Source organism: Maribacter sp. UBA3344, assembly GCF_002362375.1.
GTDB classification, from domain to species: Bacteria; Bacteroidota; Bacteroidia; order Flavobacteriales; family Flavobacteriaceae; genus Maribacter; species Maribacter dokdonensis.
The window spans coordinates 231136-249895 of sequence record NZ_DERI01000011.1 but is presented as its reverse complement, the minus strand read 5'-3'; the positions used below and the strand labels follow the sequence as shown (position 1 = coordinate 249895).

Below are 18760 nucleotides of genomic sequence, written 5' to 3'. Positions count from 1 at the left end.
AATTTCGTTTTGTTGTTGTTAAATAATGATATTGCTGCAACAATTATTAAAGCCGGAATTAAAAAAGTAAATAACATCATAATTAAATTCTTTAAAAGGGTGCTTCATTGCACCTTTTTATATAGGGCAAATATTATGCCAACTTACCATAAGTTTTATTGGTAATAAATGCCAATTCTTTGTTAACCCTTGCATTCTTATATCTGTACAAGCGAGCTACAGATGTTTCGTTAGAGTCAACAGTCTTTTTCTCAGTGTTAATATCATTAAGGCTATCAACCATAACAATACCCATTTCAGTAGTGTGAACTTTATCATCTGCTTGGGGTGTTTGCGCCAATGCTAATGCTCCGGCGAAAATTAAAACTAGTAAGGTGAAAAATGCTTTCATATCGTATTATTGAACAATATAAAAGTACCGTCAGCAAAGCGAACAAGCCGGTTGACCTCGCTAAACTGTAATAATTTTCGGCTAGTGAAGAGTTTTAAGGTGAATAGACAAAAAGTGTCGACGAACGGTTTTTGGTCTAAAAACAGCATACCGATAGGGTATGCATTTCATCGATCAATACTTTCAGAAAAATGGGTTAATTGGAATATAAAACCAATTTTGAAATCATGAAATTATTTTTTATTTCTTCCACGTTTACCGTAGTTTTTGTCGCCTCGGGTTTTGGGTTTAGAGTATTTCTTTTTAATAATACGCTTATAGGAACCGCCTTGATTTTCCTTCTTGTTCTTTTCAGACTTCTCATGAAAACTTGCGCCACGTTCATCTTCGTTGATATTCAATGGATTATCGCGCTCTCTATGTTTTGGTTGTTCATCAAAAGTTAACTGTGTTGCAATTTCCACATCATCGGGCAATGGTAATTGCTCAACTTGGTGAGACATTAATTCTTCAATGGCATTTTTTGCCTCTTCCTCTTGTGGTGTAAATAATAAAATAGATGTTCCTTGTTTTTCTGCCCTACCCGTTCTACCTATACGGTGCATGTAATTTTCAGGATATGTGGGAGTATCAAAATTTATAACATGAGATATCTCTTGCAGGTCTAACCCACGTGCCATAACATCAGTAGTAACCAAAATTCGATTCTTACCTTCATCGAACTGATTTATGGAACGCAGTCTATAGTTTTGGGTTTTATTGGAGTGTATAATACATATCTCTTCGCTAAAAAATTCAGACAATTCCTTAAACAGCAAATCTGCGCTTCGCTTGCTGGAAACAAACACTAAAACTTTATTATACGTTTCTTCATTTTGCAATAAGCTCACCAAAAGGTTCACCTTGGTATAAAAATTTGGTGTCGCATACCTAAATTGGGTAATATTTTCTAAAGGAGTACCACTTACAGCAACAGCAATTTTTTGAACACCTGTAAAGAAATCCGTAATAAACAGTTCAATATCATCTGTCATGGTGGCAGAGAACATAATATTCTGCCTTCTTTGCGGCAATAATTCAAAAATATTGACCAATTGAAACCTAAAGCCTAAATCTAACATAACATCGACCTCATCAATAACCAGTTTCTTAACCTGTTTTAATTGAACAGCCTTGGTTAATATCAAATCATAAAGACGAGCAGGTGTGGCAACCAAAATGTCTGTCCCCAATGCCAATGCCTCTTTTTGCTTTAGCATACTTTTTCCTCCAAACACCCCTAATACTCTTGTTCCTGAATATTTTGCCAATTTTTCTACCTCTTCCACTACTTGTACTACCAACTCACGTGTAGGCACCAATACAATAATTTTTGGATGAACATCCTTTGAAAATTTTAAAGTATTTAAAATAGGAAGTAAATAGGCGAATGTTTTACCGGTACCTGTTTGTGCTATACCTACAACATCACTACCACTCATTACAATGGGAAAAGCTTTCTCTTGAATGGGAGTAGTATTTTCAAAACCTAGATCTTCAAGTGCTTTTTCTAAGTTTCTAGATATTTTTAATTCGGTAAATAACGGCATAACAATCACTTTTGTATTTCAGGTGCAAAGCTATGCTGATTAGTTGACAATTCACGTATAGTGAGTAATTTATCCGTAATTAAATCATAAGCGGCTATGGAAAACGGAAAATAATAAAAAGGGATATTAGATTACGCCTTTAGCATACGTCTACTTTTCCCTGTGGATAAATATAGAAGCGAACCTAAAATTGGAAGAAAAAATACAATTAGCAACCATGTAACTTTACCGTCATTCTTGAATTCATGGCGTACAATATCAACTAAGCAATACACCCAAACAAAAAGCGCTACAATTACTAAAGATTGCCAAATACCTAATGTAAATGAAAAAATTGCCGGTAAATTCATAATTGTATAATTTATAAAAGTTATGTATTCAATAAAGTTATAGAAATTAACACCATATAAAGTACTAAATTTCAACTAGAACAAAATATTCTTACTTAATGAAATTACACACGTATCTATTCCTATTTGCTCTCCTCTTGTTTTTTAATGAATCTGCCGCTCAAACAAATAATGTGACATATGATGAAGCTATTAACATTGCCGTTGAAAAAGAGTATCCTGAGTACTTCTCAGCACTTTTAAAGATATTAGATGATTTTGAACAAGAGATAATTGTAAAAAGTGTAATTACAGATGGTACTTATAAAAATTACACCAACCTTTTAAAAGAAATAAGCAGGGATAGTACTTATGCAATAGTGAGTGATTTTGCTTTGGGAGATTCTTTAAAGGTAATTGCTAAGCACCATAATTATGAACTGGCAAAAACTTTGAAAACAGTACCATTAATACATTTTAGAAATAAAGCTCAACCTAAAAGTATACTATTTAATCAACGAGTATCTGAAATTACTGCTAAAAAAGGAGGTTTTTCTCGTTCAGATTATGCATCACTTTTATTAGAGGTGTATGATGAAGAAGACTATCAACAACCAACAATACGAACGCAGCTGTTTCGATTTCTAGACCCGAATACGGATTACCTATTATATTTCTATGTTGGCAAACCCACATCAACAAATAATTAAGCCAAAACTATTATAAGGGCAATATCTTTTTGCATCATCCTTCTTTTCGCAACACTTGCAATGGCGGACTATTTAACACTCCCCTACTATTAAATAAACCGATGGCTAAGACCAACAATGTTATACCCGGCAATACAACCAAAAATGGTACCCACGACGGAATAAATGGAGTATCAAAAATAAAATAAGCCAGTAAAAAACTACTTAGTAAAGAAAGTAACACTCCCACACCACTTCCTAAAACACCTAAAAACAGGTACTCCAAGGCATTAATTTTCAATATCTGTTTACTCTGTGCACCAAGGGTTCTTAACAATACACTTTCTCTAATTCGTTGGTATTTACTATTACGAACCGATCCTATTAAAACAATGATACCAGTTAGAATACTGAAAAAAGCCATAAAGGTGATTACCCATGAAATTTTATCCAATATATTTTCAACCAATGTTACCACCTGTCGTAAATCTATGATAGATATATTCGGGAATTTCTTTACCAATTCCCTTTGTAAATTGGCAGATGAAGCTTTGTCCGGCGCATTGGTCGTAACCACATGAAACTGGGGTGCTTTTTCCAATACCCCGGTTGGGAAAACAATTGAAAAATTAAGCTGCATACGTGCCCAGTCTACCTGCCTAATATTACCTACCACGGTAGTCATCATTTTACCCTGTACATTGAACAACAGTGTATCTCCTAATTTTACAAGGGCGTCATTGGCAACATTATCCGCTAGGGAAATAGGAATAACTTCGGTACTAGGAGGAACAGACGGCAACCACTCCCCTTCCAATAACTTTTCCGAACCGATCATAGAATCTCTATACGTAGTTCTAAATTCATGATTCAATATCCATTTATTCACCCTAGTGGTGGTGTCTAACCTAATGTCATTCACATCCCGATCCTTAATACGCTCCATACGCATAGTAACTATAGGAATATTATCTATAACCGGTAATCCTTTTGGTGTTATTGTATTTTCAACGTCATTACGTTGTTCTGTCTGCACATCAAAAAGTATAAGATTTGGACTTTCAGCACTTGCCTCAAAAGTTGTTTTGGCAAGTAAAAAATCTTTGGTGAAATACAAAGTGCTAATTAAGAATGTGCCAATACCTATAGCTAAAATTAAAACTACGGTCTGGTTATTTGGCCTGTACAAATTTAAAAGACTTTGGCGTGCAGCAAAGCTCCATGATTTTGGAAAGTACTTTTTAATGAGCCTCATGAAACCTATTGAGACACCTGCCAAAATAGAGAACGTTACTAATATACCAACCACAAAGCTCAAGGCAAACTCCCATCTACCCAACAACCACAATGCAAATAAAAGCACAAACAATACAATAGCCACCACTACCCAGATTTGATATGGACGTGATTTTTTACCTGTATCTTCTTGCACGCGCAACACTTGTAACGGAGAAACGAACCAAGTATGTACCAAAGGAGATAAAGCAAAAAGCACCGACATAGAAACGCCTAATAACAAACCAACGAATATGGCTGGGTATGAAGTTGATATTTCAACGGTAAAAGGTAAAAACTCTTGTAATATGAGTGGAAAAGTCTGTTGCAACAATAGTCCTATTGCTGTACCTATTATACCGCCCAACAAGCCCATTCCGGCAATTTGCAGTAGAAATATTAAAAATGTTTGTTTTCGCGTTGCACCTAAACACTTTAGTACCGCCACCGCTTTTAGTTTTTCTTTGATATAAATATGAACAGAACTTGCTATACCAACGCACCCTAAAAGAAGCGCTATAAACGCAACTAAGTTTAAAAACCTACCTACATTTTCATACCTACGCCCCAAACGCTCACTGGTATCTGTATGCGTATCCATATCTGCATTTTCTGCATCTAATAACGGATCCACCTTATCATTAAGTAATTCTAAATCAACTTTGTCATCCTCAAAATAGTAGTTATAACCTAACCTACTACCCCGTTGCAGCAACCCACTCTCTTCCATAAAACGAAATGGTACCACAATGGGCGGTGCGGCAGTTGCACCTATACCTGTACTACCCGGTGCAGTAATCAAAGCCCCTAGAATAGGAAAGGTAGTGGTGCCCAATTTTACACTATCCCCAGGTTTTAGGTCAAACTGCAACATTACGGTGGCATCAACTAATGCACCACCCTTATCTTGATAATCAAAAGCCGAAGTTGTGGGTTCCGTTTCCAATTCACCATAAAAAGGATAATTACCTTCAATAGCCCTTACCTGAACCAATTTTGTAGATAGACTTTTAGGGAAGGCTGCCATAGACGCGAATTTCACCTCACGTGCCTTATAGCCGCCCAAAGAATCCATTAACTCCATTACCCTTTCATTTGCAGGCTGATTACTATCAATTAAGAAATCTGCACCCATTAGGGCCTTAGACTGTAAGCCAATATTATTTTTGAGGTTATTACTAAAAGATTGTATGGAAACCACAGCGGCAATACCTAATATTATGGATGCCATAAACAAAAGCAACCTTTTACCGCTTGCCTTGCCATCTCGCCAAGCCATTTTCAACAACCAATTAAATTTTGCCTTAGATGTTCTTTGAAATTCGCTCAAGATATGGATGTAGTTTCGTTGATGACTATTTTGCCCCCTTTAAGTCGTAAGACACGTTTATTTAAATTAGCTAATTCAAGATCATGGGTTACAATGACCAGAGTGGTACCCATTTCCTTATTCAGGTCAAATAATAGTTTAATTACCTTTTCACCGGTTTCTTCATCTAAATTACCGGTAGGTTCATCTGCAAATAAAATAGATGGTTTATTTGAAAAAGCCCTTGCAAGAGCTACCCGTTGTTGCTCACCACCAGAAAGCTGTGATGGATAATGATCATGCCTACCTGCCAAACCAACTTTAGCCAAAAGATCCATAGCATCTTTACTTGCGTTTTTTTCTCCTTGTAATTCTAAAGGAACGCTCACGTTCTCCAAAGCTGTTAAAGTGGGCAGTAGTTGAAAATCTTGAAATATGAAACCAACTTTTTCATTGCGCAACAAAGCTCGCTGATCTTCATTTAAAGCACTTAGGTCTTGTCCGCAAAGTTCAATTGTACCCTCATTAATTTCATCTAACCCAGCACATAAACCTAGCAAAGTTGTTTTTCCACTTCCCGACGGACCTACAATTGCAAAAGTATCCCCTTCATCAATTGAAAAGGAAATGTCATCAATTACCGTCAAATTTCTTGATCCGCTGTTATACGTTTTCTTTAGATTACGTACGTTTAATATCTTTGTCATAAATCATTTTGGTACAAGAGAGCAAAATAAACAAATGATTTGGAATCTAATAAGTTAAGACTATGTTGAAAGTATTAAAGTTTCGTTATTTTTTAGTGCTACTGTTGTTCGTTGGATGCGGAGAAACTACCGAAAAAAAGCCATCTGAAGCGCAAGCAGAGGTAGAAAATACGGATAAAGAGGAAGATGTTTCTACCGATGACAAAGTCATTTTGTTTTATGGAAATAGCCTTACCGCAGCTTATGGTTTGGATGTAAAGGAGGGATTTCCCAATAGAATACAGGAAAAATTAGATTCATTAGGTTTAGACTACAAGGTCATTAACTCTGGCTTAAGTGGAGAAACCACATCTGGCGGTTTAAACAGGTTAGACTGGGTATTGAACCAGCCTGTAGACATTTTTGTTCTTGAACTAGGTGCTAACGACGGTTTGCGCGGAATACCCATTGCCGAGACCATGAACAATCTTCAAGAAATGATCGATATGGTAAAAGATAAAAATCCTGATACCAAGATTGTGTTGGCAGGCATGCAGATACCACCAAATATGGGAACTGACTACGCTTCTCAATTTAAAGCTATGTATCCTGCATTAGCAGAATCTAACAATATTTACTTAATTCCGTTTTTGTTAGAAGGAGTAGCTGGCAACCCAAGCTTAAATTTAGAGGACGGAATTCATCCTACCGCTGAAGGTCAAAGAATAGTTACAAATAATGTTTGGAAAATTTTAAAAACCATTGTGCTACCTGCAAGTGTAGCAGAGGTAACCAAAGATGCTGCAGTCGAAGAATTGAATTAGGCAAAAGACATTGTTCTTACCCTTGGTTTAAAAAGTAAGGCTTGCTTAACTCTTGCATTCTTCACTTTAAAAAACCTTGCTGCTGTTTGAAAACCCTGAGTGTTTACATCAGACTTTACTGTTATATCTGCCATGGGCATAACAGTAGTCTGCACTTTGGTGTTTGGTGACTTCTCTTGTGCTTGGGACTGGGTTCCCAAACAGATAACAAGGAATAAAAATATAATAGTACGCATAATAAAGTAGGTAAATTTGGTCTATTGATAACCCCCTACCCCTAAGTAAACGTATTTCCCTTTCGACAAGAGGTACAGTTTTTACGATGAAAGGGCACTTATTCGATGTATCACCATTTTTTGTAGTCCTTTTTCCTACAAAATTGTAAACTGATAATCGCCAAATTTGTGCAGTTTATCGAGTTAATAGGTTTTTTCTTACAATTTTTAATCGATTTCTATTCTTGTACCACAAAAATGCTACATATAAGACCATGTGAGCTTGTTTTAAAAGGAGTAAAGAAAGTACTTTTAAGAACTACCTTTTATTTTCAATAAATAATTGGGGTTTGGACAATTGAATTTATAGTGTTGTAAGTTTTCCACTGCGCAAACGCCAGGGTAATCACCTTCATTACCTTCTAAATCTCTTATTATTTGAAAATGAAGGTGAGGTGCATAATTCACATTAATATCAGGTGTTCCCAACTTTGCCAAGGTTTCACCTGCCTTAAATACTTTTCCTTTAAACAAACCGGTTAAAGATTCTATAGATAAATGACCATATAATGTATAAAAAGTAATGTGATGTAAGGTATGCTCCAATATTATGGTAGGTCCGTAATCACCGACTACATTATTGTTCTTAAAACTATGCACCTTGCCATCCAAGGGAGCTAAGACCTTAGTACCTGCATTGGTCCAAAAATCTATTCCCAAATGTATGTTGCGCTTGGGTTTATGAGCTGCAGAGAACCCATCTTTATCCGCATAAAGATTTCGTTCTTCTAAATAACCCCCATAGGCAACAATACCATCCTTACTCTTTACCACAGTATCAATATATGATTGACAGGTAACAGGATTTGTAATGTCCACATCTAGCAAAGCTTCGTTAGATTTGGATAGATCCAGAGGTATATATTTATTCATTGGTATTGTGCTATCCAATATACCTATACTACGTAAAGAATAAGAATCAAGTACCTTTTGCAGTTCGTTCATTTTTCAAAAATATGCCATCTTAGTATCTCGTTAACATATTTTAACCGTTTACCTCGTAAGTACTTTGTAAATTATGCTACAAATTGCAAAAGAAAAAGAAATATGAAATTATTACAAATCGTTTTATTGGCCGGTGCAAGCTTAATTGCTACGAGTTGCCAGTCCAAGAATAAAAAAAATACAATTTCCGAAAACACACCAGCCAAAGAGACGCAGCAGGAAGAAATGTATGAAGAGGTTAAATTGAGTCCGCAACAATTAAGTAAATACGAAACCGCCTATTTTGCCAGTGGTTGTTTTTGGTGTGTAGAGGCTATTTTTGAAAGTGTAAAAGGTGTAAAGGAAGTTGTATCTGGATACGCCGGCGGAGAACAGAAAAACCCAACGTATGAAGAAGTTGGCTATGGCAAAACGGACCATGCCGAAGCTGTCGAAGTATACTACGACCCAAAGGTAATTTCATTCACTCAATTGGTACAGGTGTTCTTTGGATCTCATGATCCTACTCAGTTGAACAGACAAGGACCAGATCGTGGAAGACAATACCGCTCTATTGCCTTTTATAAAAATGAAGACGAAAAGAAAATTATTGAAAGCTACATTCAGGCCCTAGTAGACAATAAAGTATATGATAATGATCCTATAACCACAGAGGTAACACCATATACCGTTTTCTACAAAGCAGAATCGTATCACCAAGATTATGAAAAGAATAATCCTAACAATTCTTACATCAGAAATGTTTCTATACCTAGATTAAATAGGTTTAAAGCTAACTTTGGAGATTATCTAAAGGAGAATACACATTAAGAACTATGTTCACCACGAATAGATTAGCGCTCCATTAGGGGCGCTTTTTTATTGGTGACAAACAATAAAAATCTAATACTGTAAGAGTTAACATTGAAAACAATTAGGTTCGTTTAATTTTATTTTATCTTGCCCCAGATATTGAAGTACTATTAATCTTACAATAATTAAGAGAATAGTGTGTTTAAATTATAGATTCCAAACCAGTATTATGAAATGGACTATTTATTTTTTACTTCTACTATGCATTACTTCGTGTTCTGATGGCAAAAGCAAAAAAAACACTCAAATAACTCCCGTCTCCTATATTAAAGATGCTCCTACATTAGACGGCAGACCTATAGAGAATTATTGGAATTTGTTAGAATGGCAACCTATAGACCAAAATTGGATCGGCGGTCCTTTTGACCATGATGATTATAACGGTAAATATAAAATGGCCTGGAACGAAGACGGACTTTATATTTTACTGGAGATAGTGGATGATACCTTATTAGAGCAAACCGAAGACCCTTTAAAATTATGGTGGAATGATGATTGCGTAATTGTTTACGTTGATGAAGACAATTCAGGTGGTCAACATAGATTTAATCATAATGCATTTACCTATCATGTTGCCTTGGATGGTAATGTGGTAGACTTAGGTGTAAATGAAAAACCAACGCTTTATAATGATCATGTAATCTCTAAGCACCAAACAGAAGGTAATACCACATATTGGGAAATGCACGTAAAGGTATACCCTAGCATATTTAATGATAAGCCTACTGTAAAACCGGTTGTTTTGAGCGAAGGAAAAAGAATAGGTTTTGCTATTGCCTATGCCGATAACGATAATAGCAAAAAACGAGAAAATTTAATAGGATCTGTCTTTGTACCTGGAGAGAATAAAAATGCAGGTTGGATAGATGCCAATGTATTTGGCACATTGGAATTATTAAAATAACTACTGTAACACTACTTCACTATAATCAGATGTTATTAGTATAGAGCGACCACTATTGTTTTTTAAGTGATATCCCTTATTTACTACTGTAGATCCGTTTTTAGTTTCTACTACGTTTACCTGCGAAGGCAATTTTAGCGTTGACGAATTACCTTTTACATAAATGTTAGTGGCTACTTTAGGTAACTTAACGTTAAGTTCTCCGTTTTTCACACTAATATCAAGCTCTTCCAAATCATTGCTTAGTTCAAGGATATGTATTGCTCCAAAATTGTTTTTAATAAATGCATTGTTCATCAACTTATCTATCGTTACTTCAGATGATGTTGCTTGCAATTGCAATTGTACAACCTCTGACAATAAAATCTCCTCCGAATAGGATGTATTCAACTGGCCAACATTCCATTTTTTTACTTTTACCGGTGTATAGGCAGCAGAAACAGAAGTGTCTTCACCATCAATTGTTACTGCCCAAAGGCTTGAATGCGAAAGGTTCGCATTCAAGTTTTTGGTATTCTCAGCTAATTTCACCTCACCATGACGTACATCCATTTTTATTCTGGTAGACTTTGGCAAACTGATCTTAATGGTCTTTTTAATCTTAAAATTCTTTTGTTTCCCTTCGGATGAATAATAGAATATATTTGGAGAACCTTCACCTGAATTGATCAGCATTCTACGTTCTTCTCTTTCTTCTTGCATTTTTTCTCGCCTCTCTTCCATTTTCTCTTGTCTCTCTTGCAAAACTTCTTCTCTCTTTTCCATCAATTCCTCACGCCTTTGATTGTATTCCTCCATTCTTTTATCCATTGCCTCACCTTTCTCCTCCATGCGCTCAGCCCACTCTTCCAACCGTTTTTGATGTTTTTTATCAAAACTTTTCTCAAAGTTCTTTTGCCATTTTTTCATGTACTTTTCACCATCTTCTTGATATGCTTCATAATCGAATATAAAAGCTTCGGTCTGTGGTAAAGGTGGCATTTCTGGAAAAGGTGCAATTTGTGGTACACTAACTACAAATGATGCAATTTCGGGCACCTCTATGTGCATATCGTTATGGTCAAAAAAGGTCTTTGAATCAAAACTTGCAAAAAAATCATTGTTTTTGGACTTAGAGGAAATTTTAACCTCTTTGCTGTTGCCCAAAATTTCAATAGGGCTATTTTCAAAATAGTCTTTCGCTTCTTCTGTAGAAGCACCTTCCAAGGTAATGGTGGCCGTGATGGCCACCTCATCCTTGTCCCAAGTTTCAAATTCAATATCAGCATAGCTGGTATTGATATTTACCACAGCATCTTCTGCTACGATAAATCTTTCTTGAAAAGTTTTACTTTCTGCTTGCGAAAAAGAGCCGGCAGAGGTTAAAAGACCTAATGCAATGATGAGTTGCTTAGATACTAGTGTCATTGATCTGTTCATTTTTTGATAATTTTAATTCGTTCAACTTTCTTTTTAATTTCTGTAATAATTGTAAGCGTAACTGTAAATTCTCTATAAGCGCCGTAATGGTTTGATCATTAGGACCCAATTCTTTTAATTCATTATTTAAGGTTTTATATTCTAGGTTCAAATTATTTAGCTGCTCCATAAAACTATCAATAAGACCTTTGGTATCTGGAGAAACCTCTAGCTTAGCCAATTCCAAATTTATGTTCGCCACATAATAATTCTCTACTTTTTTTAAATCTGGAGATAGATCACCAAATGTGAATTCGGTTTTCTGCTTTTCCTCTTTATCATTTTGCACAACCGTTACTGTATCTTCATCATTTCCGCTTAAAAACCAGAAGCCCAATGACAAACTAACCAGTACAACAACAGATGCCGCAATGTGCAACCAACCCCACTTTGTTGTTTTATTTGATGGAATAGATTCTTCCAATTTCTTTAAAAACCGTTCTTCATGACCTGGTTTTATGGCATGTTTTTGCTTCTCCCTATCTTTTTTGAACATTTCCCTAAGATCCTGTTCCATAATTCTTTTCTTTTAATAATTCCTTTAATTGATTTTTTCCTCTTGACAATCTTGTTCTGCAAGCAGAGGATGAAATATTCAATACTTCTGCAATTTCTTGATGATCATACCCTTCAACCAAGAACATGAGTACTACATATTTATATTTTTCTTGTAATTGATCAATAGCCAACCTTACCTCATCAATACTAATTACAGCAGATACGTTCCAATTATCATCTTCTGCAACTACCTGCATATCCTGTTCATCAATAGAGACCTTATCTTTTTTTGATTTTAAAAAGTCTATACTTTTATTTACCACTATTCTTTTTAACCAAGCGCCAAAAGTTACCTCACCTTTGTATTGATGAATTTTTTGAAATGCCTTAATAAAAGATTCCTGTAAGACATCTTCAGCATCATCCGCATTCTTAACAAAACGGTTTGCTACCACAAACATACCGTCACAATATTTTCTATATAATTGCAACTGGGCAGCCCGGTCGTTCGCTTTACATTTTTCTACGACATTGCTTTGAAACATCGGTTAATTAGATTGGTTTTTGGTTGTTGTTATATTAAGGACGATATAAAAAATAGAATGTGGCAAAAATTTTTATTTTTACACTACACTATTAAAATTTTCCTTTGAAACAAGTTACAATTTCCAATGCCTATTTGACCCTAATGGTTTTAGATTATGGCGCAACCATTCAAAAATTACTTGTTAAAGGAGGTGATGGCGAATTCACCAATGTAGTTGTAGGCTACAACCATCCAAGCAGATATAGATTAGATGATCATGTGTTAGGTGCCAGCGTTGGACGTTACGCAGGTAGAATTTCTAATGGTGGTTTTGTAATAGACCGAGCAAGATATGACCTGTATCAAGAAGACGGTGTACACTTACATGGAGGTAAAGAAGGGTTTCATCAAAAATATTGGAACATAGATGAAGTGGACCATAGCGATAAACCATTTGTAAAACTTACCTATAACAGCAAGCATTTAGAAGAAGGCTACCCAGGTAATTTAACTGTTAGTGTTACCTATAAACTTATGAATAATGCCTTGCAAGTCATTTATGAGGGAATAACGGATAGAAGTACGGTTATAAACCTTACCAATCATTCCTATTTTAAATTAGATAAAAATCCGTACATAGATGAGTACGAACTACAGCTCAACTGTCCTTATAGATTAGAAACGCAAGAGAATTTGCTACCAACGGGAAATATTGTTCCAGTTCGTAAAACCGAGTACGATTTTCTTTTACCTAAAAAAATAGGTCTACAAAGGTTTGATACTATTTATGTGAAAGATATTGGAAATGAAAAGGTAGCAGAACTACATTCTAAAAGTTCGGGCATTACCATGAAGGTATACACCAATCAGCCAGCTTTGGTGGTCTATACTCCAGATGATTTCCCTGGTATATGTTTTGAGACACAAAACTACCCAGATGCACCAAATCAACCAGATTTTCCTAAAAGCCTCTTAAGGCCTGGTGATCTATACAACAACATTTCTATCTTTAAGTTTGATTTAGGTAAGAAAAGTTAAATTTCGTGTATAGAATTACTGGTAATAAATGAAGTTAATAAAGAGAATTTTCATTGTTATAGCCCTTATCGTGGCACTTGTTTATTTGGTAATAATACCTTACATACACCAAGAGGCTAAAAAGTTTAGCCCCGCTAAAACCGCACAGCTAGAATTAAAAGGAAGTTCTTTAGAGGTTGAATATTCCAGCCCGTCCAAAAAAGGACGAATTATTTTTGGAGACCTAGTACCGTTTGGTAAAGTTTGGCGAACCGGGGCAAATGAACCTACCACCTTTTCTACTACCCAAAACATTAAAATAATTGATAAAATATTACCTGCGGGTAAATATTCATTATGGACGGTACCTAACCGGAATAGTTGGAAAGTTATATTCAATACTCAAATACCAGATTGGGGAGTAACCCGGGTAGATGGTAACCAAACCACACATGATCCACGATTTGATTATTTAACGGTTGAAGTCCCGGTAAAAACATTAGAAAATCCCGTAGAGAATTTCTCCATTGATTTTGAGCATTTGAAAGATGGGATACAGCAGCAAAATTATTTGGACTTAGCCTGGGATACTACCAAAATCATGATTCCCATTTACAAATAGTACATTTACGTTACAATTACACAATAGAAGCCGTTGCCATGAATTTAGCCAACCTTACGACATCTGAAATTCTTGAAGGTATCTATGCAAATAATGTTGCCATAGTTAGTAAGGCTATTACTATTGTAGAAAGCACAAAGCCTCAACATCGTTTAATTGCAAATGCGATAATTAGCGGGTGTATATCAAAAAAACAAGATTCCATAAGAATTGGTATTACCGGTGTACCTGGCGCCGGTAAAAGCACATTTATTGAGCAATTTGGAGATCTGATTACCTCCACGGGTAAAAAAGTTGCCGTATTGACCATAGACCCGTCAAGCAGAAGAACCAAAGGAAGCATTCTTGGAGATAAAACACGTATGCAAGAATTGGTTAAAAATCCCAATGCGTATATAAGACCATCTGCATCTGGTTCATCATTAGGCGGTGTCACAAGAAAGACCAGGGAAAGTATCGTAATACTTGAAGCCGCTGGATACGACTGTATTTTAATAGAAACCATTGGGGTAGGACAAAGCGAAACGGCAGTTCATGACATGGTAGATTTCTTTTTATTATTAAAAATAGCTGGTGCGGGTGATGAACTACAGGGTATAAAAAGAGGAATTATTGAAATGGCCGATGCCATAGTAATTACAAAAGCCGACGGAGACAACATACAACGTGCAAAACTGACAAAAATGGAATTTACAAGGGCGCTACATATGTTTCCACCCAAAGAAAATGGCTGGTCTCCAGAAGTATTGACCTGTTCTGCCATTGAATTTAAAGGCTTACATGAAATTTGGGAATTAATAGTTACCTATTGTAATACCATGAAAGCTTCTGGTCACTTTCTAAACAACCGTAAGAGACAAAATGAAAATTGGCTCATTCAGTATTTGGAACAAGAATTATTATCAGAGTTTTATCGTCACCCAAAGACTATGGAATTACTGCCACAATTAAAAAATGAAGTCATTAACGGAAATTCATCACCCTTCTTAGCTGCAGAAAAGCTCTTAAAGGCTTTAAAATCCCATTAAATTCCCTAAAGCGTTACTGGTGTTACAGTAGACCTTCTTTAGTTTAAAAAACATAACTTTGCATTGATTTCAAAAACAACCCAATGCAGCCTGTTACCACTTCTCTACTTTCGGTAGTTGTTCCTTTATACAATGAGGAAGATAATGTTACTCTTTTAACCCAAAAAATTCACGAAAGTTTGGTAGGTTATGACTATCAAATCATTTACGTTGATGATTTTTCAAAAGACAAAACCAAGAAAGTAGTAAAAGATTTAAAAGATGACAAGGTGCATCTTATAGAACTAAAGAAAAATTACGGACAAAGTTTGGCGTTGGCAGCAGGCATAGATTATGCCGAAGGAGAATATATCATTACTATGGATGGGGATTTGCAAAATGACCCTTCTGATATTCCTCAAATGCTAACCTATGCCGTAAGTGGCGAGTATGATGTTGTTACCGGTATTCGTCAAAAGAGAAAAGACTCTCTAGTTAAGAAGATACCCTCTAAAATTGCCAATTTCTTGGTTCGGCGTGTTACCAAACTAGATATCAAGGACAATGGTTGTGCCTTGAAGGTTTTTACAAGAGATATTGCCAAGGATTTAAATCTTTATGGAGAAATGCACAGGTTTATAACCCTATTGGCATTTCTTGAAGGAGGACAGATAAAGCAAGTACCCGTAAAACACCATGCACGTAATGCAGGGGTTTCTAAATATGGGTTGGAACGTGTATTTAAAGTAGTTGCAGATATGATGCTGTTACTATTTATTCGCAAATACTTTCAACGTCCAATTCACCTATTCGGTATTTCTGGTTCATTAATGATTATTATTGGTGTTTTTATTAACGTATATCTATTGATCGTTAAGTTCGGCTTGGGCGAAGATATCGGTACAAGACCTTTATTGACAGTAGGTATGATGTTCATTTTTGCAGGTATTCAATTGTTTACAATAGGTATTGTTATGGAATTATTGATCAGAACCTATTATGAATCTCAGAACAAAAGACCGTACCGCATTAAAAAAGTAAGCATAGGTGGCCAAGTTAAATAAGAAAGTAACTACCGTATTAAAAGTACTGATAAGTGCCGTTTTAATCTATTTTATTTTCACTAAAATCAATGTAAGTGAAATAAAGAGTATTCTGTCCACCAGTAATTTAATTTACTTATTACTGGGCTTACTATTCTTTGTCATCTCTAAGCTTGTAGCCGCAGTAAGATTAAATCTTTACTTTCATCGCTTGCAAATTATGCTTACCCATAAGAGCAACTTTAAGCTGTATCTATTAGGTATGTTCTATAACCTATTTTTACCCGGTGGTATAGGTGGTGATGCATACAAAGGGTATATCCTAAAAAAAACATTTGAAGTTAAGACCAAAAGAATCGTAAGCGTACTTGTACTAGACCGTCTTGGAGGCTTACTACTATTATTCATCTATGCATGTTTGCTGCTTGGTATTCTGGATAACAAACTATTAACAGGTTATCATTGGATATTCCTTACTGCCATACCATTTTCTGTTGTTATTTTTTGGCTTCTGAATAAAAAATTCTTCCATTATGTACTACCAATATTTTGGAAATCAACAGTATTATCAGCGCTGGTACAACTTGCACAATTAATAAGTATTTGGTGTATTCTTTTAGCTCTTCATATTGATACCGATCAAATATCATATCTCATTATTTTCTTGATTTCGTCTATAGTAGCGGTAGTACCATTAACCTTAGGTGGTATTGGCAGTAGAGAAGTGACCTTTTTTTACGGAGCTAAGTTCTTAGAGCTTGATCAAAATGTATCTGTAAGTGTTAGTGTGCTTTTCTTTTTAATTACCGCCTTGGTATCTTTAATTGGAGTATGGTATCACTTCAAAAAAATTAAATTGCGAGTAATAGAATCACCTAAACAACAAACAAAAGAGGTTTAGTAAATATGTAACAAGTGCATTTTACGTGTCACCTTTTTACGCGTATTAGGATTTAAGAATTTACCTTGCAAACGAGTAATTCTAAACTGATCTACAGAAAGTTGGGAGTCCCAATCAAAACCTTGTTCCTGTAAGTTGTCCATTTCCTCATCATTTACGTAGACCCATATGTCTTTTTTGTTCTTCAACATTTCTGGAGACGTAATTTGAACAGGATAACGATTGTAAAAATCTAATGACCACGTATAATCCTTACCTACCTTAAAAATTCGATCTACAGGAATATTCTTTTCCGCTATAATTTTTGACATTGATGAACCTGCTTGATAGTCTAATAAATTAGGATAAAAATGCAAGTTTAAAACGGCATTCAGCAATAACGAAGCGCATACTGAAATGGTAACCAGTTTCATAAAAACACCTTCTCTTTTAAGGGCATAGTACACAATAATAATTACCGCAACCAGTAAAAAGAAATAAGCCACCATACTACGTAACTTAAACACATAGAAGCAAATTAAAGCCGAAGCAATAAAGACAATACTTAGAACAAAATATTGCCCGATCATTAAATATTTTACAGTCTTTGTATTACTAACAGTATATAGTTTATTAATGTATGCCGCTGTAATTACAGCGAATAACGGGATTGTAATATTTAAATAATGAGGAAGTTTAAACTGGGCAAAACTGATGATTATGAATATTAGGGTTATACCACCTATGGTTAAAAATTCCGACCCATTTGCATACTTAAATTTTTGACCGATGAATGTTCTTATTTTACTATAAAAGGCAACAATACCCAAAATAGTCCATGGTAGAAACACCCATAAAAATGTGTGAAAAAAGAAAAAGTAATCACTGCTATTCTTTCCAATGCCTTCACCGCTTAACCGTTCAAAACTCTGTTCCCAAAAAATAAAAAATATGCCACTTCGGTTAGCCTTACCACGAATAACTTTTTCCGGATGCAAATCGAACTGAAGATAGTAAGCATACAACATTGGAGTTATCGTCACTGCAAAAACCAGTAGCGCCACCAATACCTTATAGCTTATAAAAGCCTTCCATTTTCCTGTGTAAAACAAATGACATAAGATGGGCAGACCAATAACCAATAACGCTATTTGACCTTTGGTAGAGAAGGCAATACCGGCTGCAAACGCTCCAATAATAATAGCCCTTACGCTACCTTTCTCTATATATGTGGCTAGTTGCCATATAGCTAGAATACTAAAGCCCGTTAAAACTGCATCGGTACGCACGTCAATTGCCCCAAGTACGATCGTCTGTGCAGTCATAAATATCAAAGCAGAAAGTTTACCTACATTTTTATTGTATAGTAAACTCCCTAAACCATAACAACTATAGGCTGCCAATAAGGTGGCCAATATTCCAGGAATTCTGTAAGACCACTCATGTATACCAAAGATCTTATAGGAAAGAGCTGCCAACCAGTAATGCATGTGCGGTTTATCCAAATACTCTTCCGGTCCTTTAAAAAGGCTAAAAAAATCACTTTCCTGTACCATTCTCATGGCCATTACAGAAAATTGGGCGGAATCATTTTCAAATAACGTTACAAACATACCTGCAACGTATACCAAAAAAACTAAA

At 35.4% G+C, this 18760-nt stretch carries 20 protein-coding genes; 9 read left to right on the top strand and 11 right to left on the bottom strand.

The annotated features are described in order from the left end of the window. Positions 1-133: 133 nt before the first annotated feature. From B2Z27_RS08745 to B2Z27_RS08735, 3 genes are all read right to left on the bottom strand, one after another. Entirely contained in the window at positions 134-391 is a 258-nt protein-coding gene (locus B2Z27_RS08745) for a hypothetical protein (protein WP_286813377.1), read from the bottom strand. Positions 392-624: 233 nt separating this feature from the next. Continuing rightward, positions 625-1980 (bottom strand): DEAD/DEAH box helicase, encoded by a 1356-nt coding sequence (locus tag B2Z27_RS08740; protein ID WP_286813376.1) that lies wholly within the window; start codon positions 1978-1980, stop codon positions 625-627. A gap of 131 nt (positions 1981-2111) precedes the next feature. After that, complete coding sequence (locus B2Z27_RS08735) at positions 2112-2330, bottom strand: PLD nuclease N-terminal domain-containing protein (protein WP_286813375.1); 219 nt, start codon at positions 2328-2330, stop codon at positions 2112-2114. A gap of 98 nt (positions 2331-2428) precedes the next feature. On the opposite strand from B2Z27_RS08735, the gene B2Z27_RS08730 reads away from it, so the two are divergent. Continuing rightward, positions 2429-3019, top strand: coding sequence for a hypothetical protein (locus tag B2Z27_RS08730; RefSeq protein ID WP_286813374.1), 591 nt, complete (start codon positions 2429-2431; stop codon positions 3017-3019). A gap of 34 nt (positions 3020-3053) precedes the next feature. Here B2Z27_RS08730 and B2Z27_RS08725 read toward each other — a convergent pair whose 3' ends face one another. Together B2Z27_RS08725 and B2Z27_RS08720 are read right to left on the bottom strand one after the other, a co-directional pair. Next, positions 3054-5552: an ABC transporter permease gene (locus B2Z27_RS08725; protein ID WP_286813440.1), complete on the bottom strand. Its 2499-nt coding sequence runs from the start codon at positions 5550-5552 to the stop codon at positions 3054-3056. Between the two features lie 47 nt (positions 5553-5599). After that, positions 5600-6289: an ABC transporter ATP-binding protein gene (locus B2Z27_RS08720; RefSeq protein ID WP_058103488.1), complete on the bottom strand. Its 690-nt coding sequence runs from the start codon at positions 6287-6289 to the stop codon at positions 5600-5602. A 62-nt stretch (positions 6290-6351) separates the two neighbouring features. Here B2Z27_RS08720 and B2Z27_RS08715 point away from each other — a divergent pair, with 62 nt between their 5' ends. Next, entirely contained in the window at positions 6352-7092 is a 741-nt protein-coding gene (locus B2Z27_RS08715; RefSeq protein WP_286813373.1) for an arylesterase, read from the top strand. Here B2Z27_RS08715 and B2Z27_RS08710 read toward each other — a convergent pair. Both B2Z27_RS08710 and B2Z27_RS08705 read right to left on the bottom strand, forming a co-directional pair. Continuing rightward, positions 7089-7328: a hypothetical protein gene (locus B2Z27_RS08710; RefSeq protein WP_286813372.1), complete on the bottom strand. Its 240-nt coding sequence runs from the start codon at positions 7326-7328 to the stop codon at positions 7089-7091. The genes B2Z27_RS08715 and B2Z27_RS08710 overlap by 4 nt on opposite strands. Before the next feature lie 291 nt (positions 7329-7619). After that, complete coding sequence (locus B2Z27_RS08705; protein ID WP_286813371.1) at positions 7620-8312, bottom strand: peptidoglycan DD-metalloendopeptidase family protein; 693 nt, start codon at positions 8310-8312, stop codon at positions 7620-7622. Positions 8313-8414: 102 nt separating this feature from the next. Between B2Z27_RS08705 and msrA the strand changes: the two genes are divergently transcribed. Beyond that, positions 8415-9122 carry a peptide-methionine (S)-S-oxide reductase MsrA gene (gene msrA, locus B2Z27_RS08700; RefSeq protein WP_058103492.1) on the top strand — a complete coding sequence of 236 codons (708 nt, stop codon included), beginning with the start codon at positions 8415-8417 and terminating at the stop codon, positions 9120-9122. 211 nt (positions 9123-9333) lie between these two features. Continuing rightward, positions 9334-10068, top strand: a complete 735-nt coding sequence (locus B2Z27_RS08695; RefSeq protein ID WP_099189046.1) for a sugar-binding protein — start codon at positions 9334-9336, stop codon at positions 10066-10068. Here B2Z27_RS08695 and B2Z27_RS08690 read toward each other — a convergent pair whose 3' ends face one another. The 3 genes from B2Z27_RS08690 to B2Z27_RS08680 are packed head-to-tail and all read right to left on the bottom strand — an operon-like array spanning position 10069 to position 12569. After that, on the bottom strand, positions 10069-11487 hold the full coding sequence (locus B2Z27_RS08690) for a hypothetical protein (protein ID WP_286813370.1): 1419 nt from the start codon (positions 11485-11487) through the stop codon (positions 10069-10071). Further along, complete coding sequence (locus B2Z27_RS08685; RefSeq protein WP_286813369.1) at positions 11459-12043, bottom strand: hypothetical protein; 585 nt, start codon at positions 12041-12043, stop codon at positions 11459-11461. Before B2Z27_RS08685 ends, B2Z27_RS08690 begins: the two co-directional genes overlap by 29 nt. Continuing rightward, a complete protein-coding gene (locus B2Z27_RS08680) occupies positions 12027-12569 on the bottom strand; it encodes an RNA polymerase sigma factor (RefSeq protein ID WP_071341629.1) in 543 nt (180 codons plus the stop codon). Before B2Z27_RS08680 ends, B2Z27_RS08685 begins: the two co-directional genes overlap by 17 nt. Before the next feature lie 104 nt (positions 12570-12673). Here B2Z27_RS08680 and B2Z27_RS08675 point away from each other — a divergent pair, with 104 nt between their 5' ends. The 5 genes from B2Z27_RS08675 (at position 12674) to B2Z27_RS08655 (ending at position 17140) form a co-directional block, all read left to right on the top strand. Beyond that, on the top strand, positions 12674-13588 hold the full coding sequence (locus tag B2Z27_RS08675) for an aldose epimerase family protein (protein WP_286813368.1): 915 nt from the start codon (positions 12674-12676) through the stop codon (positions 13586-13588). A gap of 28 nt (positions 13589-13616) precedes the next feature. After that, a complete protein-coding gene (locus tag B2Z27_RS08670) occupies positions 13617-14189 on the top strand; it encodes a DUF2911 domain-containing protein (RefSeq protein ID WP_286813367.1) in 573 nt (190 codons plus the stop codon). Positions 14190-14227: 38 nt separating this feature from the next. Beyond that, positions 14228-15217: a methylmalonyl Co-A mutase-associated GTPase MeaB gene (gene meaB / locus B2Z27_RS08665; RefSeq protein ID WP_286813366.1), complete on the top strand. Its 990-nt coding sequence runs from the start codon at positions 14228-14230 to the stop codon at positions 15215-15217. An 83-nt stretch (positions 15218-15300) separates the two neighbouring features. Then, entirely contained in the window at positions 15301-16260 is a 960-nt protein-coding gene (locus B2Z27_RS08660) for a glycosyltransferase family 2 protein (RefSeq protein ID WP_286813365.1), read from the top strand. Then, on the top strand, positions 16244-17140 hold the full coding sequence (locus B2Z27_RS08655) for a lysylphosphatidylglycerol synthase transmembrane domain-containing protein (protein ID WP_286813364.1): 897 nt from the start codon (positions 16244-16246) through the stop codon (positions 17138-17140). The genes B2Z27_RS08660 and B2Z27_RS08655 overlap by 17 nt, the downstream gene beginning before the upstream one ends. On the opposite strand, the gene B2Z27_RS08650 is transcribed toward B2Z27_RS08655, so the two are convergent. Further along, positions 17137-18732 carry an ArnT family glycosyltransferase gene (locus tag B2Z27_RS08650; protein WP_339631749.1) on the bottom strand — a complete coding sequence of 532 codons (1596 nt, stop codon included), beginning with the start codon at positions 18730-18732 and terminating at the stop codon, positions 17137-17139. The two genes, B2Z27_RS08655 and B2Z27_RS08650, sit on opposite strands and share 4 nt — an antisense overlap. Positions 18733-18760: the final 28 nt, after the last annotated feature.